Origin of the sequence: Actinotalea subterranea, assembly GCF_008364845.1 — a bacterium.
Lineage (GTDB): Bacteria > Actinomycetota > Actinomycetes > Actinomycetales > Cellulomonadaceae > Actinotalea > Actinotalea subterranea.
Genome location: NZ_VTTP01000003.1, coordinates 519377 through 543837, shown reverse-complemented (window position 1 = coordinate 543837; position 24461 = coordinate 519377). Strand labels below are relative to the sequence as shown.

Here is a 24461-nt window from a genome sequence, read left to right as displayed (position 1 = left end):
CGTTAGTTCGTGACGGTGTGACTCCCGGCGGAAGTTGGCGGGCTCCTGCCGGGACTAAGTGGCGGTGGGCTGGCCGGGCGTTCGATCCGCTGACCAGCTGGCCGTGGGTGCCGTCGTCGCGGTGAACGGACCTGACGGGCAGGAGTGGGGCGACGGAGCCACGACGGTGTCCGGCGCCACTGTTACCCAGCGCCTTGGCGATGGCCTCCCGGCCGGGGACTTCCAGGTCGCTTGCGCTCCGTGTCCGGTGACGGCCACCCTGTCGACGGGACCTTCCGCTTCACCGTTGAGGCGGCGCCTGAAAGCGCGAGCACATCTGAGCCGTCGCCCGAGCGTGCCGACGAAGGGGCGACACCGACCTGGCCGCCTACAACGCGATGCTCGCACGCCTGGCCCGGCGCGCCGATGCCACCGCCCCTGGGCGCACCCAGCAACCAGGGGCCCCCCAAGCGCTCGGCGGAGGTGTCGAGGGACTGAGCGGCTACCAGGTCAGGTCTGAGCACTCGTGCTGCTGCTGGGCCGTCTCCACCTGGAGCGTGGCGTGGGCGATGCCGAAGCGATCCCGCAGGATGTCCCGCGCGGCGGCCAGGACCGCGGCGTGATCCGATCCGCTGCTCGCGACGAGGTGAGCGGTGGCGACGTTCATCCCGGAGGTCAGCACCCACAGGTGCAGGTCGTGGATGGCGCTCACGCCGGGCACGGCGCTCAGCTCTCGGCTGACGGCCTCCGGGTCGATGCCGGCGGGTGCGTGCTGGCCGAGTACCGCGACGACCTGCCGCCCCAGGGTGACGGCACGCACGATGACGAAGATGGCGATCGCCAGGGCGACGACGAGGTCCCAGACCGGTCGCCCGGTGGCGATGATCAGAACACCGGCGACCATGACACCGACGGAGCCGGCAGCGTCGGCCACCACTTCGAAGTAGGCGCCCCGGACGTTGAGGCTGTCCTTGGACCCGCTGCGCAGCAGCAGCATGGAGACAAGGTTGATCACCAGGCCCACGAAACCGACCGCGAGCATCACGCCCGAGGGTAGGGACGGGTCCTCGCCGATCCGGCTGATCGCCTCGACCACCACGTACACCCCGACGCCGAGCATGATCAGCACGGTCAGGCCGGAAGCGAAGACTTCCGCGCGGTACGAGCCGTAGGTTCTTCTTCCGGTGGGGTCGGGGCGGGTGGCGATCCGGGTGGCGAGCAGGGACGCCCCCAGGGCCACGACGTCGGCGGCCATGTGCCCGGCGTCGGAGATCAGCGCGAGCGAGCCGGAGATCAGCCCCGCTGCCAGCTCGACGGCGAAGAACGTCGCGGTCAGGAAGAACGCTGCGGCGAGGCGGCGGCGGTAGCGCCCGCCGGCGTGCTCAGCGACGGGGGCGTGAGCGTGCCCGGCGCCCATCAGCGGATCCCTTCGTGTCCGGTGTGCTCGCGGCACACGTCCAGCAGCATCCGCACGTGGGTATCGGCCAACCGGTAGTACACCCGGCGGCCCTCTCGCCGGTTGCCCACCACCCCCGAGGCCCGCAGTAGACGCATCGTCTGGGACACCGACGCCTCTGGGACCTGCACCGCTGCGGAGATGTCGCACACGCACAGCTCACCGGCCTCCAGCAGCGCGTAGAGGATCTTGGTGCGCCGTACGTCACCGAGCAACCGGAACAGCTCGGCCAGCGTCCCTGCCTCGGCGTCGTCCGGGACGCTGGCGCGGACCAGCGCCACGCGCTGCGACAGGGGATCATCACCGACGCAGCCGTCCAACGGCAGGACCCGACCCATGGTCATCTCCTCATCTACGCGGATCTTCAGATAACGTCACCCTAGCGCTGCGATCGCCGTGGGGGCGCAACCGGTCGATCGGTGTTCAGACCCATGTCGCTGTCAGGGTGTGCAGGCGGGGAGGAACGTATGCAGGACGACCCGGGCGTTACGGGGCCGGTGTGGCTGCCGACCGCACCGGCGTCCCTGGAGACGATGCTGGCCCCGACGCTGCAGCCCGTGCCGGTCCTTCCGGTGCTGGCGGTGGTGCTGCTGGTGCTGTACCTGGCGGGCGCGTGCCGGCTGTGGCTGCGGGGTCGGCGCTGGTCGATCGGTGCGACCATCTCGTTCACGGTGGGCTGTGTGGTGCTGGCGCTGGTGACCGGTGCGGGCATCGAGGGGTACGGGTTGCGGCTGTTCTCGGCGTTCATGTTCCAGCAGCTGACGTTGATGATGCTCGTCCCACCGCTGCTGGTGCTGGGGCGGCCCGGCACGTTGCTGCTGCGCGCGACCCCGCACCGGGGGGTGGGCACGGTGGTGCTGGTCACGGCGCGGCGGGCCCTGCGCAGCCGGGTCAGTCGGGTGGTGCTGCACCCGGCGGTGATGGTGCCGTTGTTCCTGCTGGCGTTCTACGGGCTGTACCTGGCCGAGCTCGCCGACCCGCTGCTGCGCACCTGGACCGGGCACCTCGCCCTGGAGGTGGGGTTCCTGGTGGCCGGTCTGCTGTTCACCGTGCCGGTGCTGTCCACCGACCCGTTGCCGATCCGGCAGACCCATCATGGCCGGGCACTGGACCTGGTGCTGGAGATGCCCCTGCACGCGTTCTTCGGGGTGATCGTGATGATGGCCACCGCGCCGATGGTCCCCTTGTTCGCTGCGCCGCCGGCCGGCTGGGGGATCGATCCCCTGCGCGACCAGCAGCTGGCCGGTGGGCTGGCCTGGTCCTACGGGGAGGCGCCGGGACTGCTGATGCTCCTGCTGATCGCCAGCAGGTGGCAGCGCAACGACACCGAGCGGTCCCGGGCGCGGGACCGGCAGATCGACCGTGACGGCGGCGCCGACGCCGAGCTCGAGGAGTACAACGCCTACCTCGCGCGTTTGAACGGCTCGGGGCCCTCGGGGGCGCCACCTGCACAACTGTGATGGTCGAGATTCACGGGACCGTGGCATCGGACGTTGTCGACACCGCGGTGGTGGTCTTCTCGACGATGTCCTGCCCGAGCCGGACTCCGACGTAGGCCGCGACGGCCATCAGCGCGAGGAACCCGACGATCAGGCGCCACTCCAGCCACGAGGGCCACACGCGGGTGACCCACACCCGGCCCGGCACCCGCAGGGCGCGCCCCCGCTGGGCCCGCACCCGCAGCGTCGGGGCGTGGTCGTCGGCCGCGGGGAGCCGCCGCGGGAAGGGGCGGCGGCTGCGGGCGCGGCCGGGTCGTCGGCTGCTTGCCAGCGCACCGCTGACGACAGCGGCCGCCGCCAGGAGGTAGACGGCGGTCTGCGGCGTGGTGCCCAGTCGCGCCGCCGGGGTGAGCGTGGTGCGCAGCGGGAGCGAGGCGATGAGCTCCTCATCGGTGAACAGCCCGGTCCGCGCCACGACCGTCCCGTCCGGCATGATCATCGCGCTGACGCCGACGGTGGAGACCTGGACGGTCGACCTGCCGTGCTCGACCGCGCGGAAGCGGGACATCGCCAGCTGCTGGGTCGACTCCGGGGTGCGCCCGAAGGAGGCGTTGTTGGTCGGGATGACGATCAGCTCTGCCCCGTCGAGGACCCCTTCGCGGATGAGGTCTGCGTAGGCGACCTCGAAGCAGATCCCGGTGGCGAGGCGCACGTCTCGTCCGAGCGCGTCGATCCGCACGTCCATGACGGCGGGGTCGCCGCCGGCTGCCATGTCTGTGGCGACCCGGTCGACGAGTGGAGTGAGCTGGCGGAAGAATGCGCGGAAGGGGACGTACTCCCCGAAGGGGACCGGGTGCTGCTTGGCGTAGGCGTCGCCACTCCCCGCACCGGCGGTCCAGGTGATGATCTCGTTGTAGCGGATGTCTTGCCCGTCGGGGAACCGCTGGGTCCCCAGCAGCAGGGGGGCGCCAACCGCTGCGGCGGCGCGGTCCACGGCCGAAGCCTGCGCCAGGTCGGTGCGGGGGTCGATGTCGGCGGCACTCTCCGGCCACACCACCAGGTCCAGCTGGCGCCTTCCGGCGGTCGCCGCGAGCCGCTCGGTGCCTTCGGCGTGGTTGGCCGTGACGTCGCGGGCCTGCTCGGCCCAGTCGGCGCCCTGCTGCGGGACGTTGCCCTGGACGGCGCCGACCAGCAGTGAGCCGTTCTCCGGGCCCGCGGTCAGGGGAAGCAGGCCCGGGGCCCCGGCCAGGAGCCCCGCGGCGAGCAGCGCCCGCGTCGCGGGGATAACCGCGGTGCGGCGCAGGTACTGCAGCGACAGCGCGATCAGCGCCCCCGTCGCGGCGACGAACGCGGAGACCAGGACCTCCCCTCCGTAGGGCGCGAGTCGCAGCAGGGGCGCCTCGGTCTGGGAGAACGCCAGGAAGCCCCACGGGAAGCCCCCGAAGGGCCAGGAGCCGCGGACCTGCTCGATGGCGACCCACAGCACGGCTGCGGTGACCGCCTGGGCCAGCGGGCGACCGGTGAGCCAGACGGCCCTGCGCGCGTACGCCCACAGCGCGCCGAAGCCGGCGACGTACAGCGCTTGGAACACGCTGAGCGCGACCCACGGGAGCGCCGATCCGGTGGCCTGCAGTGCCCAGTGGACCAGCGGCAAGAAGAAGGCCAGGCCCCAGACCAGGCCGATGCCTGCGGCGCGGACCGGTGACGCGCCGCGCATCGCGAGCAGCAGGCACGCCATGCCGGCGTAGGCCAGCGGCCACCATCCCCGGTCAGGAAACGCGAGACTCGTCGCCCAGCCACCCACGCCTGCTCCGACCAGCGCCAGCCCCGGCGCCATGAGGCCAGGTAATGAGGTGCCACCGTTGCGGTGTCGCGCATTCACGCGCTCGACCTCCTGCCGGGGCGACCCGACGTCGACGCGAGGATCCCCGCCGGCCGTACGAGCTGGACCGGGCCGCGCGGCCGACAAGGAAGGGCGGTCCGGAGCCGTGCTCACTCAGCGCCTCCCGGTGGGTCGTCACGCACCTGCTGGGCGCACATCGGCGTCGGCCGGTCCTCAGACGCCGGCATAGGAGTGCAGGCCCGTGATGAACAGGTTGACGCCGACGAAGTTGAACCAGAACGCGGCGTATCCGGCCAAGGCGAGCCACCCGGCCTTCCTGCCGCGCCACCCGGCGGTGGACTGGGCGTGCAGGTAGGCGGCGTACAGCACCCAGGTGATGAAGGCCCAGGTCTCCTTGGGGTCCCAGCCCCAGTACCGGCCCCAGGAGTCCTCGGCCCAGATCGCACCGGCCAGCACGGCGAACGTCCACACCGGGAAGGCGAACAGGTGGGCGGTGTGGGCGACGCGCTCCAGGGTGGCGCCAGCCGGCAGCCGGCCGGCGTAGCCGCGGGTCGCCTGCCCGCCGGCATCGCGCGCGTCGGCGCGTCGGCGCAGTAGGTACAGGCCGGTTGCGGCGGCGCCGACGGTGAAGACGCCACCGGCGATGATCGCCGCCGCGACGTGGATGACCAACCAGTACGAGTTCAGCGCCGGGACCAGGTCCCCGGCGGGGGTGTAGAGCACCGTCACGGCCAGGCCCAGGCACAAGGTGACCAGAGCGAGGACCCACACACCCAGGTCACGCACCGGCTGGCGGCGGCGCAGGAACACCAGGTAGGCGGACGTGGCGGCCAGTGTGGCGGCGGTCGTGAACTCATACATGTTGCCCCACGGCACCCGGCCCGCCGCGAGGCCCCGGGAGACGACTCCGGCCAGGTGCAGCGCGAACGCGAGCGTGGTCAAGGCGGCCGCGATCCGCTCCGTGCGACGCGCGGCTGCATCGCGGATCGCGGGCCGGGCCCCAGCGGTCGGCGGCTGCGGGTCGCGAACGGCGGCATGGGCGCCGGCGGCGACCGCCTCGAGGCGAGGCGCGTCCTCAGGCACCGGGTGCGACCGGCGGGCCGCCTGGTAGGCGTAGGCGAGCATCGCCAACGCATAGACCGCGATGGCGCTGTAGATGAGCCGGTCGCTCAGCTCGGCCAGGAGGTTGGGGGTGGGCATGTTCAGTCCTCTCGGTCGTGCGGGGAAGTGCCGCTGCCGCCCGGTTCGGCGCCCGGCAGGGCGGCGAGCAGCGACGAGAGCTCGCCGGGGACCGGCTCACGTCGGGTCAGTGCGTAGCTGGCTGCCTCGACAGTCGCGCCGCCGCCGCCAGCCGCTGCGGTGACACGGACCCAGACCCGGCGTCGGCGGACGGCCAGTGAGACCGTCAGGCCCAGCAGGAGGGCGACCGCGGCGACCAAGGAGAGCTCCTTGCCGGGGTCGTGGGCGATCTGGAAGTTTGCGAACCGCGAGACCGACTCGAACGTCAAGGTGCCCTGCCCGTCGGGCAACGTCATCGACTCACCGGGTCGCAGAGCGCGCGCGAACGGCTCGTCCCCGTCCATGACCTGGCTCAGATTGGTCTTGTCCAGGCGGAAGACCGACTGCGGTGCGCCGTCGCCCAGGCCGAGGTCACCGGTGTATGCGGTCAGCAGCAGCTGGGGATCGACCAGGTCCGGGTAGAGCGATCGAGGGCCGGCCGCGGGGTCGACGGAGGCGGTGGGCAGGAAGAACCCTTCGAACCCCAGCTGCGTCGGCTGCCCGTCCGGGACCTTGATCACGCCCTCGGAGGACAGGTTGCCGTCGAAGGGCACGAACACCACCGGCCCGGAGAACACCGTCTGACCGCGGCCATCGGTGACGCTGACCACCGGGGCGTAGCCGTGGCCGGTGAGGAACATCTTGGTGCCCTCCACCTGCAGCGGGTGGTTCACCTCGACGGTGACCTTCTCCGCGGCGCCGCCGGGGGTGCGCAGCACAGTCAGGTCGGCCTGGAAGTCCCGGGCGCTGCCGCGTTGGGGGCCGGCCGTCTCGAACCTGGCAGTGAAGTCGTCCAGCGTGACCGAGAACGGGCTCAGGCCCTCGGCGTCAGTCAAAGGCCCCGGGGTGAACTCGTCGTACTGCAGCCGCGTGTTCGTGAAGGAAGCACCCTCCACGACGATCACCCGCCCCTCGAAGCCGAAGAGCGACCCGATCGCGACGCCGAAGAGCAGGACCAGGAGTGACAGGTGGAACACCAGGTTGCCGGCCTCGCGCAGGTACCCCTTCTCCGCCCGCACGGAATCGTCCTCGACGACGACGCGGAACCTCCGGGCCCGCAGATGGGAGGCGGCTGCCTGCAGGATCTGCGCCCGCTCCGCGGCCACGGTCGCACGACGGTGGTCGTCCAGGCGCGCGAGGTTGGTCGGTGCCCGTGGGGGTTCGGCGCGCGCCGACTGCCACAGGCGCGCCGCGCGTGGCAGGACGCATCCAGTCATGGAGACCATGAGCAGCAGGTAGATCGCGGCGAACCAGGGCGAGGAGTACACCTCAAAGAACCCGAGGCGGTCCAACCACGGGCCTACCACCGGGTTGTCAGCCAGGAAGCGGGTCACGGCGCCGGGGTCGAACGCGACCCCGCGCTGGGGAAGCAACGACCCGGGCACGGCGGCCAGGGCCAGCGCCAGCAAGAGCAGCACCGCGGTCCGCATGGACGTCAGCGTCCGCCACGCCCACCTGGCCCATGCCACCAGCCCCTGCCCCGTCGGGCGCGGTGGCACCGCCATCACCCCAGGGCGAGCCGCCTCCTCGAGACGGTGGCTGAGCGCAGTGTCCTCGAGCGTGTCCCCGGCTGGCCGGGATGCCGCTGCCCCGGCGACGGCGTTACCGGGCAAGGCGCCGATTGGTTCGGTCACCGGCCCGCAGACCCGGCTTCCCGCGCGTCGAGCATGTCGTTGAGTACCGCGAGCTCGGCGGTCTGGGAGCCAACGATCGCCTGGGCCAGACGACGCACGTCCTGGTACTGGACCAGGTCGAGGGCCGCCTGAGCCATGGCCACGCCGCCTTCATGGTGCGCCACCATGAGCCGCAGGTACAGAACCTCAGCGTCGAGCCCTCCTGCCTGGGCGAGCCTGCCCAGGTCCTCATCGCTCGCCATCCCGGGCATCACCGCGTCGGGTCCCGGCGCCGCGGTCGCGTCAGCACGGTTGTCCATGGACCCCATGCCGGAGCCGGTCTCGCTCATCCACTGCATCGGAGCGGCCAGGCTGGCCTGCGGAAGGTCCCACTGCTCCAGCCAGCCATACATCTGCCCAGCCTGCTGCTGCTGGGTCAGCATGATGTCCAGCGCCAGCGACCGGACCTCGGGATCCTCCGTGGCGTCACGCACCGTCGTGGACATCTCCACCGCCTGGGCGTGGTGCGCCTGCATGTCGCGGGCGAACCCAGCCTCGGCTGACCCCTCGGCCGGCCGCGAGACCCGGTCGCCTCCGCTGGTGAGGGCCGAACCGGCGACCAGGCCGGCGACCCCCACAACGGCGGCCACCAAGATCACCACCGCAACGGTCGGGACCCTGCGCGGCGCGCCAGCGCTCTCGCTCATCACGCGTCCACCCCACCCGTGCACGGCGCACCCGGCTCCGGTGTCTGCTCACCCTGCTGGTACTTGACCAGGAACTGCTCCAGGCGCGGGTCATCCGCCGTTCCCAGCGCCAGCTGGGTCCCCCAGGCGCTGGCCACCACCGGCTGCTCGGGCAGGCCATCGAAGGGGCTGAGCAGCACGTACGCGTTGCCGTCGGCCAGCTCGGCGAGCCGCTGCACCTGCTCGGCCGGCAGGTCCGAGCTGTAGGTGATCCACACGGCACCGTGCTCCAGGGAGTGGACCCCGAGCTCGTTGGCGATCGGCTCGGTGTACGTCCCGCAGTTGGCCCACACACCCGCGTGGTCGCCACCGACGGGCGGCGTCTGGTCGTACCGCACCGGCTCCTGGACATGGCTGGCCGACAGGTCGCTGAAGGTCGCAACGCCTTCGATGTCCCCCGACGCTGCCTCAGTGACTTCGGCGGCGCGCTGCTGCTCGCCGACGAGCACGACGGCCGTCGCTCCGATGAGGACCCCGGCCACGAGCACGCTCGTGCCGGTGATGACCGCCGTGCGGCGGCGCTCGGCGCGCCGCTGCTGCTCGCGGATCTCGGCCAGCCGGGCAGCGCGCTCGGCCGCTTCGTGCTTACGGGTTGCCATCAGTGGAGGCCTTTCGCTCGTCGACGTCGTTCACAGGACGGTGGTGTAGCCCGAGATCGTGGACTGCAGGCCCCGCATCAGGTGGTCCCACACCCCGGTGGCCAGCAGCAGACCGGTGGTGATGAGCATGACCGCACCAGCGCGTTTGATCCCCACGGTGTGCCCACGTGCCCACTGGGTCGCCGTCAGTGCCCGCCGCATGCCCAGACCGACCGCGATGAACGGAAGACCGAGCCCGGCGGCGTAGACCGCGGCCAGCGTCGCCCCGCGCCCGGCGCTGGCCTCGGTGAACGCCAAGGTCTGCACCGTGGCGAGAGTCGGACCCAGACACGGTGTCCAACCCAGCCCGAAGGTGACCCCCATCAGCGGGGCGCCGACCAGGCCCGACTTAGGACGCAGCCGCGGCAGCATCTGGCGCTGGGACCGGGGCAGCCAGCCGGCGAAGACCAGACCCATCACCACGACCACGACGCCCAGGACACGGGTGAGCACCGCTTGCGAGGACTGCAGCGTCGCACCAAGACCGCCGAAGAGGGCGCCGTAGGCGACGAAGACCGAGGCGAACCCCAGGATGAACAAGGCAGTACCCTTCACCACCGGACGTCGCCGCGTCGCGACGCCCTCATCGAGCAAGGGGCCGCCAGCGACGTAGGACACGTACCCGGGCACCACGGGCAGCACGCACGGGGACACGAAGGAGACCAGCCCCGCCAGGGCCGCGACGGCCATGGCCGCCAGCATCGGGCCGGTCGCGACCAGGTCTTGGAGCACGCTCACGACGACGTGGCGGGCTCGGCCAGGACCGTGTCCAGCAGCGCGGTCAGGGTCGACTCCTGCACCGCGCCGAGGACGCGCGCCGCCGGCCTCCCGTCCCGGTCCAGGAGCAGGGTCACCGGGACCCCGGCTCCGGGGAGGTGATCGGCCAGGCTCAGCAGGGCCTTGCCATTCCTGTCGTCGATGCTCGGGTAGGTGATCCCGTAGCTCTCCTCGAACGCGATCGCCGCGGCCGGATTGTCGCGCACGTTGACCCCGACGAACCGCACCCCCTGGTCCGCGTACGCAGCCGAAGTGGCGGCAAGGATCGGCGCCTCCTCCCGGCACGGCGCACACCACGAACCCCACACGTTGATCACCACGACGTCGCCGCGCCATGCGGCGATGTCGATCGCCTCACCAGTCAGCCCGGTTCCCGACAGTGCCACCGGTCCAGCCCGGTCCTCAGGTGCGTACTCCGTCACCGTCCTGCTGCCCGCAGTCACTGAGGACCCCCCGAGCGCCGCGCCTTGGCCCGCCGACAGGAAGCCGGTGAGCTGGACCGCCACCACGCCTCCAGTGACGAGGACCAGGACCAGGACCAGGAGGATCACCCGCGGGCCGGTCAGTGGCCAGCGCGGCCGTGCCCGTGCGGGCGATCCCTGGACCGGAGGTCCGCCGGCCGCGGTCGGCTCATCCACGAGCGGTGATCAGCTCGGACGGCTCCGCCCACAGACTCTCACCCGGTGCGGCGACGCCCAGGGCGTCCAGTAGCGCCGCGCCCTGGGAGGTCAGCCGGCACATGACCAGCTTGCCGTGCCGGCGGGAGGTCACCAGGCCGGCGCGGCGCAGAACGCGCAGGTGGTGCGAAACCAGATTCGGCGCGGCGCCGACGACCCACGCCAGATCGCAGACGCACAGCTCGGCCCCGAGGGCCAGGGCCGTTGCCGTGCGAAGGCGCACCGGGTCCGCCAGTGCCTTGGCAGTAACCGCCATCGCCTGGGAGCGGTGCGCCTTCGGCAGGGCTGCGCGGACCGACTCGGCGCGCGCCACGTCCAGGCACAGCAGGTCGCACGCCTCGGCCGTCATGCGGTCATGGTAGCGAGCGTTGATGTGAGCACCGGCCGCCGATCGTGCTGGTGGCCACTACCGACGCGAGGCCCGCGCGAGTGCCACTCACCCGATCCCGCTCGTGCCGTCCCCGCTCGGTGTTGCGGGTGTCGGGTGGCGCAGGGTGACCAGCACCAGCAAAGCGACGCCGGTGACGATCGCGGTGTCGGCGATGTTGAAGGTCGGGAACCACCCGCTGTGCAGGTAGTCGGTGACCACCCCGTCCCCAGCCCGGTCCACGACGTTCGCGATCGCCCCACCCAGGACCAGGGCGAGGGCAGGCAACCGCCCGCGCGAAAGAGCGGCGCCGGTCCGCCAGGCGACCACACCGACCGCAGCGGTGACGAGCGCGGTGATAGTGAGCACGAGCCAGGTCGGGACGCCAGCCCCGACGGAGAATGCCACCCCCGCGTTGTAGGCCAACCTCAGCTCGACCGGACCCAAAGGGATGACCCGCTCCTGCAGCGAACCCACTGCCCAGGCCTTGACGCCCAGGTCGACAGCGGCCAACGCAGCAGCGCCCAGCCCTGCCGCCAGGCGCCGCCGCGTCGGGCTGGCCAAGCCCCGTTTCTCCTCCCTTGCGGTGCCAGCGGTCACCGCGTAGCCAGCGCCGGACGCTCGACGGCCGCAGCAGTCCCCGTGATGGCCTGCGGCAGTGGGCGAGTGCGGCCGGCGCGGACGCCGTTAGCGATCACTACGACCTCGGCCACCTCGTGCACGAGGACCACGGCGGCCAGGCCCAGGACACCGGTCAGGGCCAGGGGCATGAGCACGATGATGATCGCCAGGGACAGCCCGACGTTCTGCAGCATGATGCGCCTGGCCCTGCGGGCGTGGGCGAACGCCTGGGGCAGGTGACGCAGGTCCTCACCCATGAGCGCGACGTCGGCGGTCTCGATCGCCACGTCGGTGCCCATCGCTCCCATCGCGATGCCGAGGTCGGCGGTCGCCAGCGCGGGGGCGTCGTTGACGCCGTCACCGACCATCGCGGTGCGGCGCTGGGTGCGCAGCTGGGCGACCAGTGCGGCCTTGTCCTCCGGGCGCAGGTCCGCGTGGACCTCGTCGATGCCGACCTCGCGGGCCAGGGCGGTCGCGGTCAGCGTGTTGTCGCCGGTGAGCATGGCGACGTGGTAGCCATCGCGGCGCAGCTGGGCCACGACCTGCGCGGCCTCGGGCCGCAGCTCGTCGCGCACGGCGACCGCACCGAGCAGCGAGCCGTTCTCCTCGATCAGGACGGCGGTCGCCCCCGCCTGCTGCATCCGCTCCACCTCAGCGGCCAGTGATCCGGCGTGGACCCATCCGGGTCGCCCGAGCCGGGCAGGCCGACCCTCGAACGTCCCGGTCAGGCCCGCACCGGGGACTGCCTCGACGTCGGTGGCGGGGGTGGCCGGGGTTACGGCGGCCAGGATGGCCCGTGCCAGGGGGTGCTCGCTGCGTGCTTCGAGGGCGGCCGCGACCTGCAGGACGCGCTCCTGGGTGCGGCCGGGCGCGGCGACGACGGCCACGACGGTAGGGGCGTTGCGGGTCAGCGTCCCGGTCTTGTCCAGGGCGACCCCGCGGATGGCACCGAGGGCCTCCACGGCCGCGCCGCCCTTGATGAGCACACCCTGCTTGGAGGCGGCCCCGACGGCGGCGACCACGGAGACCGGCACGGAGATCGCCAGGGCGCACGGTGACGCTGCGACGAGCACGACCAGGGCCCGCTCGATCCACGTGCCCGGGTCGCCCAGCAGGCTGCCGACGACGGCGATGAGCGCGGCGGCGATCATCACACCGGGCACTAGCGGCTTGGCGATGCGGTCCGCCAGGCGTTGGGCTTCGCCCTTGCGGGACTGCTCGGCCTCGACGATCCGCACGATCCGCGCCAGGGAGTTGTCCTGCGCGGTGGTGGTCACCTCCACCTCGAGGACGCCGGATCCGTTGATCGACCCCGCGTAGACGTCTTGTCCGGGTCCGGCCTCCACGGGCACCGACTCACCGGTGATGGCTGAGACGTCCAGGGCGGTGCGACCGGTGCGGATGATCCCGTCGGTGGCGACCCGCTCCCCGGGCCTGACCACCATCAGGTCCCCGATGCCCAGCTCACCGGGAGCTACCGTGGTCTCTGCGCCGTCGCGCAGCACCGTCGCGGTAGCGGGCACGAGGTTCAGCAGCGCCCGCAGGCCGCGGCGGGTGCGGGCCAGGGAGTACTCCTCCAGGCCCTCGCTGATGGAGAACAAGAACGCCAGTGCGGCCGCCTCGGCGACCTCACCGAGCAGCACCGCGCCGATCGCGGCGATCGTCATCAGGGTCCCGACGCCGATCTTGCCCTTGACCAGTCGCCGGATCGTGCTGGGGACGAACGTCCACGCACCGACCAGCAGCGCCACCCAGTTCAGCACCGTCGCAACGGCGGACTGATCCCTGGACCCTGCGACCAGGCCCGCCAGGAGCAGCACGCCGGCGACGGCGGCGAAGCGGAGCTCGCTGACCTCCCACAGCCGCTCGGCCTCGTGCTCCTCGGTTTCCTCGCCGCCGGGGGTGGTCTCGTCGTCGCTGCAGCCGCAGGCGTCGCTCATCGTGCGCTCTCCTTGGTGATCGGGTCAGAGGTGGTGGGGTTTGCGTAGGTGGGGCACAAGGCCACAGCGTTGCCGGTCGCGGCCAGCAGGCCCTCGGCCACAGCCAGCAGGTCCAGCAGTTCAGGGCGGGTCAGGTGGTAGACCGACGCGCGTCCCTGCGCGCGGTAGTCGACCAACCCGCAGTCCCGCAGGCAGGCCAGGTGTGAGGACACGGTGGACTGGCTCAGGCCCAGCTCGGTGCACAGGTCCACGACCCGCGCCTCGCCCCTCGCCAGGCGGCGCACCAGCGCCAGGCGCGTCGGGTCGCCCAGGCCTCGGAACAACGCCCCCGCGGGCGCGAGCTCGGCCCGGCCACTCACATCAGAACTTGCGATAATCATCGGCATGGGTCGATGCTAGCGCCTATCGGGTGTGGGTTCGACCCGGTCGGGCTCTGCGGGCTGCTGTGTCCGATCTATCGGCCGCCCCGGCCACAGCCGCGAGTAGCGCGCGGGCCTCGCACCGCAACCAACCGAAAGGCCCCTCGATGGACTTGGCCGTAGCCGCCCTGCAGGCCGTCGGTCTGTTCCTCGTGACCAACATCGACGACATCATCGTGCTCTCACTGTTCTTCGCCCGCGGCGCCGGCGCCCCAGGCACCACCGCCAAGATCGTCGCCGGGCAGTACCTCGGCTTCGGCGCCATCCTCATCGCCTCCGTCCTGGTCGCACTCGGCGCCAACGCCTTCCTGCCCGAAGACGCCATCGCCTACTTCGGACTCATCCCCCTGCTCCTGGGCCTCTACGCCGCCTGGCGGGCCTGGCGTGGCCGCGACGCCGACGATGACGACCCGGGCAAGGCCGTCGCCGTCTGGACCGTCGCAGCGGTCACCTTCGCCAACGGCGGCGACAACATCGGCGTCTACGTCCCGGTCTTCCTCACCGTCGGCCCCGCCGCGACCGCCGCGTACGCCGTCGTGTTCCTCGCCCTGGTCGCCGTGCTCGTCCTGGCCGCCAGGTACGTCGCCACCCGACGACCCATCGCCGAAGTCCTCGAACGCTGGGAACACGTCCTGTTCCCCCTCGTCCTGATCGGACTGGGCATCGTCATCCTCCTCGAGGGCGGCGCCTTCGGGCTGTAGAGCCGTTGGCCGTTCCCGGTGGCGGCGGAGAAGGTCATCGTCGGCGGGCGATTGCCGGTCACGGTTCTCGGCCGCCCCCTGGCCTGCTGCCGATGCGCGCAGATGGCGGTCGCGGCTCAGAGGTACCGACAGACGTCGGTCGGGTCGCAGGCCCCGGGGTCAGGTGCGGCGGCGGCGTCTCGCAGCTCGGTGACGTTCTCGCGCAGCGCCTGAAGGTCCGCGATCTGGCGGTCGAGCTGGTGGACGCGGCTGTCGAGCAGCTGGCGGACGTGGTGGCAGGGCGCCGCACCGGCGTCTCGTACGTGCAGCACCTCTCGGATCTGCGCCAGGGTCAGGCCGGCGGCCTGACCACGGCGGATGAAGTTCAGTCGCTGGAGGGTCGCGGGCTCGTAGTCGCGGTAGCCGGTGGTGGTGCGCTCGGGCGCCGGGAGGAGCCCTGCCTGTTCGTAGTAGCGCAGCGTCTTGGTCGTGGTGCCGCTCGCCTGGGCCAGCTCTCCGATACGCACATCGCCTCCAGCTGCCGAGCCTACCGGCCTTGACCTTCCAGTGCGCTAGAAGGTCCAGGCTGGCGCCTGGAGCAGGACCGACGACGAAGGGATCTGGCATGAGCGCGGGCTATGACGTGGACCTGGCGGTGGTCGGCTCCGGTGGTGCGGCGATGGCGGCTGCGATCACCGCTCGGCAGGCTGGGCACACCGTGGTCCTGATCGAGCGCGGCGTTCTCGGTGGGACCTGCGTGAACATCGGCTGCGTGCCGTCCAAGACGCTCCTGGCGGCCGCCGGCGCCCGACACTCCGCCCTGACCAATCCCTTCGACGGCGCTCCCACGTCCGCAGGTGGCGTAGACCTACGAGCGCTGGTTCACCAGAAGGACGAGCTCGTCGAGCGCATGCGCAGTACGAAGTACGCCCACGTCGCCGCCGCCTATGCGTTCGAGGTCGTGCCTGGGCACGCCAGGTTCCTCGATCGCGACACGCTCGCGGTCGACGGCGAGCCGCTGCGCGCCCAGGCGTACGTGGTGGCCACCGGGGCCGCGCCGGCGGTGCCCGAGCTGGCGGGTCTGGACAGCGTGGACTGGTTGACGTCGACGACGGCCATGGAACTCGAGCAGGTGCCGAGGTCCCTGGTGGTGATCGGTGGCGGCTACGTCGGGCTCGAGCAGGCGCAGCTCTTGGCCCGTCTCGGTGCGAGGGTGTCCCTGGTCGGGCGCGTGGCCCCCCGGGCCGAGCCGGAGCTGGCCGAACGCCTGCGTGCGGTCTTTGCCGAGGACGGCATCGGTGTCCTCGAGGAGCACGCCGTCGCCGTCTCGGTCGACGGAGGCGAGGTCGTCGTACGGGCCGCCTCGGGTGCTGCCGTCCGCGCAGAACGGCTGCTGATCGCCACCGGTCGCACGGCCCGCACCGACGGGCTGGGGCTCGCCGCAGCCGGCGTCGACGTCGACGAGCGGGGTTTCGTCGTCACGGATGAGTTCCAGCGCACGACCAACCCGCGCGTCTACGCCGCAGGCGACGTGTCCGGTGCCCCGCAGTACGTCTACGTCGCCGCCGCCGCAGGCCGCGCCGCCGCCACCAACGCACTGACCGGCCCGGACGGTCCTGGGGCGCGGGTCGACTACACCGGCCTGCCCACCGTGGTCTTCACCAACCCCCAGCTCGCCTCGGCCGGGCTGAGCGAGAAGGAGACCCTCGAGCGCGGCCACGACTGCAGGTCCCGAGTACTGAACCTCTCAGAGGTCCCGCGCGCCCTGGTCAACCGCGACACCCGAGGGGCCGTGAAGATCGTCGCCGACGCCACAACAGGCAAGGTCCTGGGGGTGCACGCCCTCGCCGACGGTGCCGGCGAGATCATGCTCGCCGCGACCTACGCCATCAGAACCGGCATGACGGTCGACGACCTCGCAGACACCTGGGCGCCCTACCTGACCATGGCCGAGAGCCTGCGGATCGCCGCAGGGCTGTTCCGCAACCATTTGCCGACGTCCTGCTGCGCCTGACCGGTCCAGCGCCCTCGACGCCCCCGCTGTCATTCCGGCCGCGCTATGTGCTGACCGCACCAAACCCGGCACTGTCGCTCGCGACCCGGATGCTGTGGCCAGCTTCGGCCCCATGCCGCCGAGCTCAGCCACACGCCCGGTTCTACACCTGGCGGCGGCTGGGCGCTCTGGGCCGCCCGCCGTTCCGCGCTGAGCCGAACCAGGCGCTGCCGCCGACCGTCTCACGCCATCGCCGGAAACGAACGTTTCCGCTACACCCGCCAGATCCTCCTCCAGGGTGAGTCGGCGACGAAGCGCCTGATGTAGCGGAACTGTGTGCCGGAATCTACGGCGCGATACTTCCCGTGTCGGACGGGTTTCGCTACGGTCGACGGGTGGGACACCTCCTGGGTTACGCGCGCGTGTCGACGACCGATCAGGACGCGTCGTTGCAGGTCGACGCGCTGACCAAGGCTGGCTGCTACCGGGTGTTCGTGGACACCGGCTCCGGGTCGCTGCAGCACCGGCCCGAGCTGGACAAGCTGCTGGACCAGCTGCGCCCCGGGGACACCCTGGTGGTGTGGCGGCTGGACCGGCTCGGCCGGTCGATACGCCACCTGATCGACCAGCTGCAGGTCCTGGCCGACCGTGGCGTGGGGTTCCGGTCCTTGCAGGAGACGATCGACACCACCTCCCCGGGCGGACGGCTGGTGTTCCACGTCTTCGCGGCCCTGGCCGAGTTTGAGCGTGACCTGATCCGAGAGCGGACCAACGCCGGCCTGGCGGCCGCTCGTGCTCGGGGCCGCACCGGTGGGCGGCCGTCGGCGTTGTCCGCGGACCAGGTCCGGGCTGCCCGGCGGATGTATGAGCAGAAGGACATGACCGTCGCCCAGATCGGTCAGGTGCTCGGCGTCTCCCGCACCACGATCTACCGGGCCTTGAACCGCCCACCCGCCGGTGTGGTGCCGTCACGACGAGCCACGAGCGCCGTGTAGGCCGGCCGTGGACGCGGACGGGCGGTGGCAGATCCTGCGGTCGCATGTCGAGGACCAGGTCCCGCTCGCCGCGCTGGCCCGTCACCACGGCCTGGGCGTGCGCACGCTGGAACGCTGGCATGCCCGCTACCGCGCCGGCGGCCTGCAAGCCCTGGGCCGACTGCCGCGAGCGGACGCGGGCGGGCATCGCCTGCCGGCGGACCTCATCGCGCTGATCGAAGGACTCGGGCTGACCCGGCCCCGCCCACCGATCGCCGCGATCCACCGGACGGTGGTGAAGGTCTGCGCCGGCACCGGGTGGCCGGTCCCGTCCTACGGCGTCGTCCGGTCGATCATCACCGCACTGGACCCCGGCATGGTCACCCTCGCCCTCGAGGGACCAGCCTCCTACCGGGACAAGTACGAGCTCGCGTTGAGACGCACGGCCGAGAGCCCCAACGCGATGTGGCAGGCCGACCACACCCTGCTGGACATCGTGCTTGCCGGTACCGACGGCAAGCTGGCCCGGCCGTGGCTGACCGTCGTGATGGACGACTGCTCACGGGCGGTCTGCGGGTACTCCGTGTCGCTGGAGGCGCCCTCGGCGATGCACACCGCACTGGCTTTGCGGCGAGCGATCTGGCACAAGGCGGACCCCGCCTTTCCGATGTGCGGGATCCCTGACGTGCTCTACGTCGACCACGGCTCGGACTTCACCAGCCACCACCTGACCCGCACCGCCGTCGACCTACACATCCGCCTCATCCACTCAGCCGTCGCCCGTCCCCAGGGCCGCGGGAAGGTCGAGCGCCTCTTCGGCACCATCAACACCGAGTTGCTCACGACCCTGCCCGGCCACCTCGCGCCCGGCCAAGGATCTCCGGCCCCTGTGCTGTCCCTGCCCGATCTCGATGGCACCGTCGAGGGGTTCCTGACCCTCTACAACAACCGACCCCACAGTGAGCTCGGGGTCTCGCCGAGGTCTGCGTGGATCGCGGACGGGTGGTTGCCTCGGATGCCGGAGAGCCTCGGCGCCCTGGACGGGTTGCTGCTCACCGTCCCTCGCCCGCGGACGGTGCGCCGAGACGGCATCCACTTCCAGGGCCTGCGATTCGTCAGCCCCACGCTCGCCGGTTACGTCGGACGGGCGGTGACCATCCGCTATGACCCGCGCGACATCACCGAGATCCGGGTCTTCGACCACGACCAGTTCGTGTGCAAGGCCGTCGACCAGGAGCACCACGGCGAGCAGGTCAGCCTGAAAGACATCCAGGCCGCCCGCAGTGCCCGACGACGCGCCCTGCGGCGCGGGATCAACGAGCGGATCGCCGTCGCGGCCACCCACACCTCCACCGCCGCTGGGCGGCGGCAACTGCCCGTGCCGCCGACGCCTGCTCGACCCGCCTGGACGCTGAAGGTCTACAAGGAGGACCTGACGTGAGCGAGCACTTCATCATCACCAAAGAGCACCGCCGCTTCACAGAGTTCGCCGACTCCGTCCGCCGCGGCCACACGATCGGGCTCTGCTTCGGACCGGCCGGCGTCGGCAAGACCGTCTCCGCACGCCGCTACGCCCACTGGGACCAAGCCCACGAGCTGCTCACCGACTGGGGCCCGCGCTCCGACGGGGACGCGAAGATCTACGCCGCACTCGCCAAGGCCCGCACCGTCCTCTACACCCCAAGCGTCCTGACGACCCCGCGCCTGCTCAGAGACGAGCTGGACCGTGCGGTGAGCCGGACCAACATCTGCATCGAGCAGCACGTCGAGGTCGCCGGCGGCGTCCCGCTCGACAGGTGGGGCTCGCGGCGCACCAAGAACTACGTCCAGCTCATCGTCGTCGACGAGTCCGAACGCCTCAGCGCCACCGCCCTCGAGCTGCTCCGCGACCGCTACGACCACGACAACATCGCCCTGATCCTGATCGGGATGCCCGGCCTGGAGAAGCAGTTCAGCCACTACCCCCAGTTCTACAGCCGTGTCGGCTTCGCCCATCAGTACCGCCCCCTGGGCAACGACGAGCTGCTCTTCGTCCTCCAACGCCACTGGCGCGCCCTCGGCAAGACCCTCGACCCTGAGGACTTCACCGACGCCCAAGCCATCGCCGCGATCGCCCGCGTCACCCGAGGCAACTTCCGCCTCCTCGAGCGACTCTTCCCCCAGATCGAACGCGTCCTGAAGATCAACGAGCTGCAGACCATCACCAACGACGTCGTCGAAGCCGCCGCCAGCACCCTCGTCATCGGGACGACCTAAGACCGCCATCGACCAGCACCAGCACCCCGCCGCGTACCGGCCAAAGCCACAGGACCGGAACCCATGGTCACCCGGAACGTGGTTTCGGTTCGCCCCGGTTCCGGTGGCGGGTTTCGGTCGCTGGGCCCGCGCTGTGGATGACTACAACCGTCGGGCGCGTGGCGCCGTGATGGCCTCGCGCGCTGGTCGCGGCATGGTCGGACGCTGGCGCTCCGACAGCGGCAGATGCGGGCTCCCAGTGCCCGCGCAGGCGGGGACGGCCAGATGAGCGCCGGCTAGGACCGTGGTGCGACGCGTTGGTCTGACGGGATCTACCTGCGTACATGATCGAGAAGTCGTCCAGCTGTCTCGCTTGGAGCCTCCCCGTCAGTGATCACGACGAGTGTCGCCACCCGTCGGCTGTCCTTGTCGTCGAGCCACTCGGCAAGGAAGTCATGTCCCGAGGCGACCCAATCGGTACCTTTCGTCGCGAGCGATCGCCCGCGCAGCTCGACGAGTGCGTCGTCGCGATCCAGCGACGGCAAGATGAGCGCGACGTGCGGCACCGCTGAGAGCGCACGGCTGACCTTGCCCGCCATGCGGGGATCGGTGAAGCTCGTATGCCCAGCGCCGAGCGCGACCACTGCGCCCGGGTGGTCGTCGAGCACACGACACACCGCGTGGGCTCGCGCGGGCTCCCACTCTCTCTCCGCGGCGACGCGACCTACAACCGTGGCCCGCTCCACGAGTCGGTCGATGCTCCACCCGACCTCGACGTAGTACTGGTCACCCAACTCGTCGACGTCGACGAAGGGAACCCCCAGGCGATCGGCGACGAGCGCCCCCAGAGTCGACTTGCCGACCGCAGCCGGTCCGACCAGCACCAAGACAGGCGCACCATCCACGTCGCCATCGTCGCACGGAGGCACTTGCGGTCGTCGACGCCGTCGAGCAGCCAGCGGTTTCGACAGAAGGCTGGACCGGCCGCTCATCGGCATGACCGCGCCTGTCGTCTCGGCGGCCGTCACAGTCGCCACGCGGCAGCTGGCCGACCGTCGTTGTCGGATCTCCACAACGCGCCGTATCCGATCGTTTCCGGCGAAGCCTCAGCCGCGAGGCCGCCTACAGATCGCGAGTGAGTTGCGTCCCTGATAGTGGTGTAGCGCCGGGACCGTGGTCGTCGTAGACGACGAGGCGGTCACCGCGTGATCCTTCGAGTGAACCTCTCACAGCACTCTCGAACGGAGCATCACGATGACCGCACCTCGCATTGTTGACCCTGCCACCGTGTTGGGCCAGGCCCTGGTGGGGGCCTCGCCGGATCTGATGCGTCACCTGCTCTCCACGGTGATCAACTCGCTGTTGTCGGCGGAGGCCGACGCGGTCTGCGGGGCGGAGTGGGGCCAGCCGTCCCCGGAGCGGGTCGCGTCGGGCTGGTCGTAGACGCTGTGGAGCATGGCCTTGACCGCCGGCCATGAGCTCTTCGGGGTCACGGACATGAGGTTGGCTGCGTAGTGGGTGCGGCACCGCTGCCAGGTCGCCCGGGCAGGTTCGCGGCGATGGCCTGGACCAGGCCGGCGTGGGCGTCGCAGGTCACGAGCTTGACCCCGCCCAGGCCGCGGGCGACCAGGTCGGCGAAGAACGCGTTCCACGCTTCCTTGGTCTCGCTCGTGGTGACGGTGCAGCCCAGGACCTCGCGGTGCCCGTCACTGTTGACGCCCGTCGCCACGAGCACGACCGCGTTGATCACGCGCCCGTCCTCGCGGACCTTCATCGTCAGAGCGTCCGCGGATAGGCCCGCGCGGAGGTGGTCCATGATCGGCCTACTCTCGTGGTGACCGCTTCAGCAACAGGGGGAATGATGCGCGTTCGACGTTCAGTGCTGTCGATCATCGGGCTAGTGGCGACGGCGCTGCTGGCGATGGCACCGGCTCAGGCCGCTGTCGTGACCGAGCAGTGGTCCAAGACCCAGATGACGCTCAACCCGACGATCTACCAGACGAACATGACCTACTACACGGCCAACTTCGTCGCCCCGGCCACCGTGTCGAGCACCGGCAAGATCGTCCAGACCTATCACCGCTGGCGCGTCTGGGACGGCCCCGGGACCAACGGCACCCTCGTTGTCAAGGCGTGTGTTGCCGCAACAAACCGGTGCATCGACATCACCGGTACACCTCGGCTCGTCGAGGGCCCGAACGGCCCGTACTACGAGTCCAGCACGAGCGTGATCACTACCGCGCTCGCCGGTCTGCCTGCCAACACTCAGTTCCGCTACTCCCTTCGTGTCGACGCTTCAGTAACAAAGGTGCTCACCAACCCGATTGAGAGCAGTGAGTACCGACTGTCCGTCGACTGGACGGCCTAGACCGAGCGAGGGGACTCTGTCATGGAGGTAGGAGCATCGACTGCGGCTGCAGCAGGATGGCGCAGCCACTACATCTCGGGTGCGCCAGAGCGGAACGTTCTGGCTGACCTGACCGCCCAGGACCGGGCGTTCATCAAGGCCACGACCGGCACCGAGATCACCGACGACACCGTGCTGGCACCCGATATCGCCTTCGAGCTCGCCTCCGAACGGCGGATGGGGCTGGTCGAGGGCGCGGTCGGCCGGGAGTGGCTGGCGCACCTCTCGGCGAAGTACGCCGACTCCGCACCGACGGAGCGACCGTTCACCAACGCGTGGATCGCCGCGGCCATGAAGTATCTCGAGGTGCCGGGGAGCGACTCGGTCGACTCGCTGCTCGAGGTCACCGCATAGCGTCAGCCCAGACGACGCCCGTGGTGCGGCGACGGAGCCGAGCGGTACCCCGCTGATCACTCCCTCGCGGCCTGGTTGGCGCGGACCTCATCGAGCGTGGGCTCCTCCGGCACGGGGGTGACCGCACGCGCTTGGGCAAGGAGCGCCTCGCCGAGTTCCTTGCCCAGCTCGCCGTCGGCGTTGCAGAGCCCAAGGAGGTCACCGCATGGCCGGCCCGTGTCCTGAACGCTGAGCGACGTGCACACCGGCACCGCTTCCTGTGGCGGCACCTGAGCTCAGTCGTGGCGGGAAGCCTCACCCTGCGCGGTGCGCGGCCGATAGGAGGTCGAGTCTTGTCCCTAGACACGGAGCCCCCCCCATGGCCCACAACGCCCTCGCAGATGCTCGTGAGTCCCGCCCGATCGCCCCGCGCCGAGGCATCGCTGGCGTCTTCGCGGATCGGTCGATCCGCGCGAAGCTGCTCTCCCTCGTCGCCATCGCCACGCTGACCACAGCCGTGCTCGGAGGGATCGCTCTGCAGTCCCTGTCCAGCCTGCGCACGACGACCCGCGAGATGGTCCAGACGCAGACCGAGCTGAACACGTCCTTGGCGACGCTCAAGGACGGCGTGTGGAACATGCGCAACAGGATCTCGATGCTCGGCAGCTACATCAGTGGCGACGTCTCGGGGCCCGTCGACGCGGTGGGGGCCGCGTACGAGCAGCTGGATGCCGCGGTCATCGACTTCGAGGAGCAGTTCCGAGCCGCCACCGGGCGCGAACCGGCCAACTTCGCCGACTTCACTGCCGCGTTGGACGGCTACCGGGAGATCGTCGACACCGGGATGATTCCCGCCGCGGAGGCGGGCGACCTTGCCAGCTACCTGGTTGCGGACGAGGAGGTCACGCCGATCGGAGGGACGATGGTGGAGAACCTCACCGCCGTGAACGATGAGACCGGTACCTACCTGCGTGAGCTGGCGGACGAGGCTGACGCCGCCGCCGCACGTGGTGTCGTCGCGATCGGTGTCTCGGCCGCGGTGGGGACGCTGCTGGCGGTGACGTTCGGCCTGATCATCGCGAACGTGGTGCGTCGCCCGATCGCTCGGGTGCAGCGCTCGCTGGAGGCGATGGCGGAGGGTGACCTCACGGTGAGCGCGGACGTCACCTCCGCGGACGAGGTCGGCCGGATGGCGTCCGCCCTGGGGCGCGCCCAGGCCGGCCTGCGCGCCACGATCACCAATGTGGTGTCGACCTCCGAGACGGTGGCCAGCGCGGCGGAGGAGCTCTCGGCCTCGTCGGCGCAGATCTCCACGACGTCCGACGAGACGTCCGCCCAGGCGGGAGTGGTCGCGGCTGCGGCCGAGCAGGTCTCACGGAACGTCCAGACCCTGGCTGCCGGTGCGGAGCAGATGAGCGCATCCATCCGGGAGATCGCGCACAACGCGACCGAGGCGGCAAAGGTGGCCGGCCAGGCCACCCGGGCGGCGTCGACCACCAACGAGACGGTCGCCAAGCTCGGGGTGAGCTCGAAGGAGATCGGCAACGTCATCAAGGTGATCACCACCATCGCCGAGCAGACGAACCTGCTCGCGCTGAACGCCACCATCGAGGCAGCCAGGGCCGGGGAGGCCGGCAAGGGTTTCGCCGTGGTCGCATCCGAGGTCAAGGAGCTCGCGCGGGAGTCGGCCAAGGCGGCCGAGGAGATCGCCGATCGCATCGAGGCGATCCAGAACGACGTGGATGGTGCCGTCGGCGCGATCGGCGAGATCTCCACGATCATCGGCGCCATCGACGACTACCAGACGACGATCGCCTCCGCTGTCGAGGAGCAGACCGCCACCACCAGCGAGATGACCCGCAACGTCAACCAGGCGGCGTCGGGGTCGGGCGAGATCGCGGCGAACATCACCGGCGTGGCCTCCGCGGCCCAGACGACCACGTCCATCGTCGGGCAGACCGGCGAGGCCGTGGCCGAGCTCGCCCGGATGGCCGCCGACCTGCGTATGCAAGCCTCCCGCTTCGTGTACTGAGGGCGCGGCCGCAC

At 70.9% G+C, this 24461-nt stretch carries 24 protein-coding genes and 2 pseudogenes; 10 read left to right on the top strand and 16 right to left on the bottom strand.

The features are described 5' to 3' along the window. Positions 1 to 481: 481 nt before the first annotated feature. Together FZ988_RS08405 and FZ988_RS08400 are read right to left on the bottom strand one after the other, a co-directional pair. Positions 482 to 1396, bottom strand: coding sequence for a cation diffusion facilitator family transporter (locus FZ988_RS08405; RefSeq protein ID WP_013882289.1), 915 nt, complete (start codon positions 1394 to 1396; stop codon positions 482 to 484). Next, positions 1396 to 1773: an ArsR/SmtB family transcription factor gene (locus FZ988_RS08400; RefSeq protein WP_013882290.1), complete on the bottom strand. Its 378-nt coding sequence runs from the start codon at positions 1771 to 1773 to the stop codon at positions 1396 to 1398. The genes FZ988_RS08405 and FZ988_RS08400 overlap by 1 nt, the downstream gene beginning before the upstream one ends. Before the next feature lie 129 nt (positions 1774 to 1902). Here FZ988_RS08400 and FZ988_RS08395 point away from each other — a divergent pair, with 129 nt between their 5' ends. Then, a complete protein-coding gene (locus FZ988_RS08395; protein ID WP_149203538.1) occupies positions 1903 to 2895 on the top strand; it encodes a cytochrome c oxidase assembly protein in 993 nt (330 codons plus the stop codon). 10 nt (positions 2896 to 2905) lie between these two features. On the opposite strand, the gene lnt is transcribed toward FZ988_RS08395, so the two are convergent. From lnt to FZ988_RS08340, 11 genes are all read right to left on the bottom strand, one after another. Next, positions 2906 to 4756, bottom strand: a complete 1851-nt coding sequence (gene lnt, locus FZ988_RS08390) for an apolipoprotein N-acyltransferase (RefSeq protein WP_246169326.1) — start codon at positions 4754 to 4756, stop codon at positions 2906 to 2908. A gap of 174 nt (positions 4757 to 4930) precedes the next feature. Next, entirely contained in the window at positions 4931 to 5917 is a 987-nt protein-coding gene (ccsB, locus tag FZ988_RS08385) for a c-type cytochrome biogenesis protein CcsB (RefSeq protein WP_149203537.1), read from the bottom strand. A 2-nt stretch (positions 5918 to 5919) separates the two neighbouring features. Further along, positions 5920 to 7425 (bottom strand): cytochrome c biogenesis protein ResB, encoded by a 1506-nt coding sequence (gene resB, locus FZ988_RS08380; RefSeq protein ID WP_246169325.1) that lies wholly within the window; start codon positions 7423 to 7425, stop codon positions 5920 to 5922. A gap of 200 nt (positions 7426 to 7625) precedes the next feature. After that, positions 7626 to 8315 (bottom strand): DUF305 domain-containing protein, encoded by a 690-nt coding sequence (locus FZ988_RS08375; RefSeq protein ID WP_149203634.1) that lies wholly within the window; start codon positions 8313 to 8315, stop codon positions 7626 to 7628. Further along, entirely contained in the window at positions 8315 to 8953 is a 639-nt protein-coding gene (locus FZ988_RS08370) for a thioredoxin-like domain-containing protein (RefSeq protein ID WP_013882296.1), read from the bottom strand. Before FZ988_RS08370 ends, FZ988_RS08375 begins: the two co-directional genes overlap by 1 nt. Positions 8954 to 8983: 30 nt before the next feature. Then, a complete protein-coding gene (locus tag FZ988_RS08365; RefSeq protein ID WP_246169323.1) occupies positions 8984 to 9724 on the bottom strand; it encodes a cytochrome c biogenesis CcdA family protein in 741 nt (246 codons plus the stop codon). A 2-nt stretch (positions 9725 to 9726) separates the two neighbouring features. Continuing rightward, the gene (locus tag FZ988_RS08360; RefSeq protein ID WP_246169322.1) at positions 9727 to 10320 is read right to left on the bottom strand and encodes a TlpA family protein disulfide reductase; all 594 of its coding nucleotides are present in this window, start codon (positions 10318 to 10320) and stop codon (positions 9727 to 9729) included. Positions 10321 to 10399: 79 nt separating this feature from the next. Beyond that, entirely contained in the window at positions 10400 to 10795 is a 396-nt protein-coding gene (locus FZ988_RS08355) for an ArsR/SmtB family transcription factor (protein WP_149203535.1), read from the bottom strand. Between the two features lie 87 nt (positions 10796 to 10882). Further along, a complete protein-coding gene (locus FZ988_RS08350; RefSeq protein ID WP_013882300.1) occupies positions 10883 to 11377 on the bottom strand; it encodes a signal peptidase II in 495 nt (164 codons plus the stop codon). Positions 11378 to 11409: 32 nt separating this feature from the next. Then, the gene (locus tag FZ988_RS08345) at positions 11410 to 13374 is read right to left on the bottom strand and encodes a heavy metal translocating P-type ATPase (RefSeq protein ID WP_149203534.1); all 1965 of its coding nucleotides are present in this window, start codon (positions 13372 to 13374) and stop codon (positions 11410 to 11412) included. Continuing rightward, positions 13371 to 13754 (bottom strand): ArsR/SmtB family transcription factor, encoded by a 384-nt coding sequence (locus tag FZ988_RS08340; protein WP_425457962.1) that lies wholly within the window; start codon positions 13752 to 13754, stop codon positions 13371 to 13373. The genes FZ988_RS08345 and FZ988_RS08340 overlap by 4 nt, the downstream gene beginning before the upstream one ends. A 146-nt stretch (positions 13755 to 13900) precedes the next feature. On the opposite strand from FZ988_RS08340, the gene FZ988_RS08335 reads away from it, so the two are divergent. Continuing rightward, positions 13901 to 14494 (top strand): cadmium resistance transporter, encoded by a 594-nt coding sequence (locus FZ988_RS08335; protein ID WP_149203532.1) that lies wholly within the window; start codon positions 13901 to 13903, stop codon positions 14492 to 14494. A 116-nt stretch (positions 14495 to 14610) separates the two neighbouring features. Here FZ988_RS08335 and FZ988_RS08330 read toward each other — a convergent pair whose 3' ends face one another. Further along, on the bottom strand, positions 14611 to 15000 hold the full coding sequence (locus tag FZ988_RS08330) for a heavy metal-responsive transcriptional regulator (protein WP_019285885.1): 390 nt from the start codon (positions 14998 to 15000) through the stop codon (positions 14611 to 14613). 98 nt (positions 15001 to 15098) lie between these two features. On the opposite strand from FZ988_RS08330, the gene merA reads away from it, so the two are divergent. The 4 genes from merA to FZ988_RS08310 all read left to right on the top strand — a co-directional run bounded on the left by merA (position 15099) and on the right by FZ988_RS08310 (position 19696). Next, complete coding sequence (merA, locus tag FZ988_RS08325; protein ID WP_149203531.1) at positions 15099 to 16487, top strand: mercury(II) reductase; 1389 nt, start codon at positions 15099 to 15101, stop codon at positions 16485 to 16487. A gap of 374 nt (positions 16488 to 16861) precedes the next feature. Beyond that, the gene (locus tag FZ988_RS08320; protein ID WP_149203530.1) at positions 16862 to 17461 is read left to right on the top strand and encodes a recombinase family protein; all 600 of its coding nucleotides are present in this window, start codon (positions 16862 to 16864) and stop codon (positions 17459 to 17461) included. A gap of 7 nt (positions 17462 to 17468) precedes the next feature. After that, positions 17469 to 18881 carry a Mu transposase C-terminal domain-containing protein gene (locus FZ988_RS08315; protein ID WP_149203529.1) on the top strand — a complete coding sequence of 471 codons (1413 nt, stop codon included), beginning with the start codon at positions 17469 to 17471 and terminating at the stop codon, positions 18879 to 18881. Beyond that, positions 18878 to 19696, top strand: a complete 819-nt coding sequence (locus FZ988_RS08310; protein WP_149203528.1) for an AAA family ATPase — start codon at positions 18878 to 18880, stop codon at positions 19694 to 19696. Before FZ988_RS08315 ends, FZ988_RS08310 begins: the two co-directional genes overlap by 4 nt. Positions 19697 to 20007: 311 nt before the next feature. On the opposite strand, the gene FZ988_RS08305 is transcribed toward FZ988_RS08310, so the two are convergent. Then, positions 20008 to 20712 carry a shikimate kinase gene (locus tag FZ988_RS08305; protein ID WP_149203527.1) on the bottom strand — a complete coding sequence of 235 codons (705 nt, stop codon included), beginning with the start codon at positions 20710 to 20712 and terminating at the stop codon, positions 20008 to 20010. 217 nt (positions 20713 to 20929) lie between these two features. On the opposite strand from FZ988_RS08305, the pseudogene FZ988_RS08300 reads away from it, so the two are divergent. Further along, a pseudogene (locus FZ988_RS08300) lies at positions 20930 to 21097 on the top strand (IS256 family transposase); the annotation flags it as partial. Between the two features lie 2 nt (positions 21098 to 21099). Here the strand turns inward: FZ988_RS08300 and FZ988_RS08295 are convergent. Next, positions 21100 to 21470 (bottom strand): annotated as a pseudogene (locus tag FZ988_RS08295) (transposase); the annotation flags it as partial. Between the two features lie 84 nt (positions 21471 to 21554). On the opposite strand from FZ988_RS08295, the gene FZ988_RS08290 reads away from it, so the two are divergent. From FZ988_RS08290 to FZ988_RS08280, 3 genes are all read left to right on the top strand, one after another. Further along, positions 21555 to 22043: a flagellar protein FlhE gene (locus FZ988_RS08290; protein WP_149203526.1), complete on the top strand. Its 489-nt coding sequence runs from the start codon at positions 21555 to 21557 to the stop codon at positions 22041 to 22043. A gap of 21 nt (positions 22044 to 22064) precedes the next feature. Continuing rightward, a complete protein-coding gene (locus FZ988_RS08285; RefSeq protein ID WP_149203525.1) occupies positions 22065 to 22436 on the top strand; it encodes a hypothetical protein in 372 nt (123 codons plus the stop codon). A gap of 358 nt (positions 22437 to 22794) precedes the next feature. Further along, positions 22795 to 24447 carry a methyl-accepting chemotaxis protein gene (locus FZ988_RS08280; protein WP_149203524.1) on the top strand — a complete coding sequence of 551 codons (1653 nt, stop codon included), beginning with the start codon at positions 22795 to 22797 and terminating at the stop codon, positions 24445 to 24447. Positions 24448 to 24461: the final 14 nt, after the last annotated feature.

Excerpts from the sequence above, each read along its gene's own strand:
- FZ988_RS08370 (WP_013882296.1), bottom strand. The coding sequence starts at position 8,953 with ATGGCAACCCGTAAGCACGAAGCGGCCGAGCGCGCTGCCCGGCTGGCC.
- FZ988_RS08285 (WP_149203525.1), top strand. The coding sequence starts at position 22,065 with ATGGAGGTAGGAGCATCGACTGCGGCTGCAGCAGGATGGCGCAGCCAC.
- FZ988_RS08340 (WP_425457962.1), bottom strand. The coding sequence starts at position 13,754 with ATGATTATCGCAAGTTCTGATGTGAGTGGCCGGGCCGAGCTCGCGCCC.
- resB (WP_246169325.1), bottom strand. The coding sequence starts at position 7,425 with ATGCGGACCGCGGTGCTGCTCTTGCTGGCGCTGGCCCTGGCCGCCGTG.
- FZ988_RS08355 (WP_149203535.1), bottom strand. The coding sequence starts at position 10,795 with ATGACGGCCGAGGCGTGCGACCTGCTGTGCCTGGACGTGGCGCGCGCC.
- FZ988_RS08400 (WP_013882290.1), bottom strand. The coding sequence starts at position 1,773 with ATGGGTCGGGTCCTGCCGTTGGACGGCTGCGTCGGTGATGATCCCCTG.
- ccsB (WP_149203537.1), bottom strand. The coding sequence starts at position 5,917 with ATGCCCACCCCCAACCTCCTGGCCGAGCTGAGCGACCGGCTCATCTAC.
- merA (WP_149203531.1), top strand. The coding sequence starts at position 15,099 with ATGAGCGCGGGCTATGACGTGGACCTGGCGGTGGTCGGCTCCGGTGGT.
- FZ988_RS08405 (WP_013882289.1), bottom strand. The coding sequence starts at position 1,396 with ATGGGCGCCGGGCACGCTCACGCCCCCGTCGCTGAGCACGCCGGCGGG.
- FZ988_RS08335 (WP_149203532.1), top strand. The coding sequence starts at position 13,901 with ATGGACTTGGCCGTAGCCGCCCTGCAGGCCGTCGGTCTGTTCCTCGTG.
- FZ988_RS08345 (WP_149203534.1), bottom strand. The coding sequence starts at position 13,374 with ATGAGCGACGCCTGCGGCTGCAGCGACGACGAGACCACCCCCGGCGGC.
- FZ988_RS08395 (WP_149203538.1), top strand. The coding sequence starts at position 1,903 with ATGCAGGACGACCCGGGCGTTACGGGGCCGGTGTGGCTGCCGACCGCA.
- FZ988_RS08280 (WP_149203524.1), top strand. The coding sequence starts at position 22,795 with ATGGCCCACAACGCCCTCGCAGATGCTCGTGAGTCCCGCCCGATCGCC.
- FZ988_RS08375 (WP_149203634.1), bottom strand. The coding sequence starts at position 8,315 with ATGAGCGAGAGCGCTGGCGCGCCGCGCAGGGTCCCGACCGTTGCGGTG.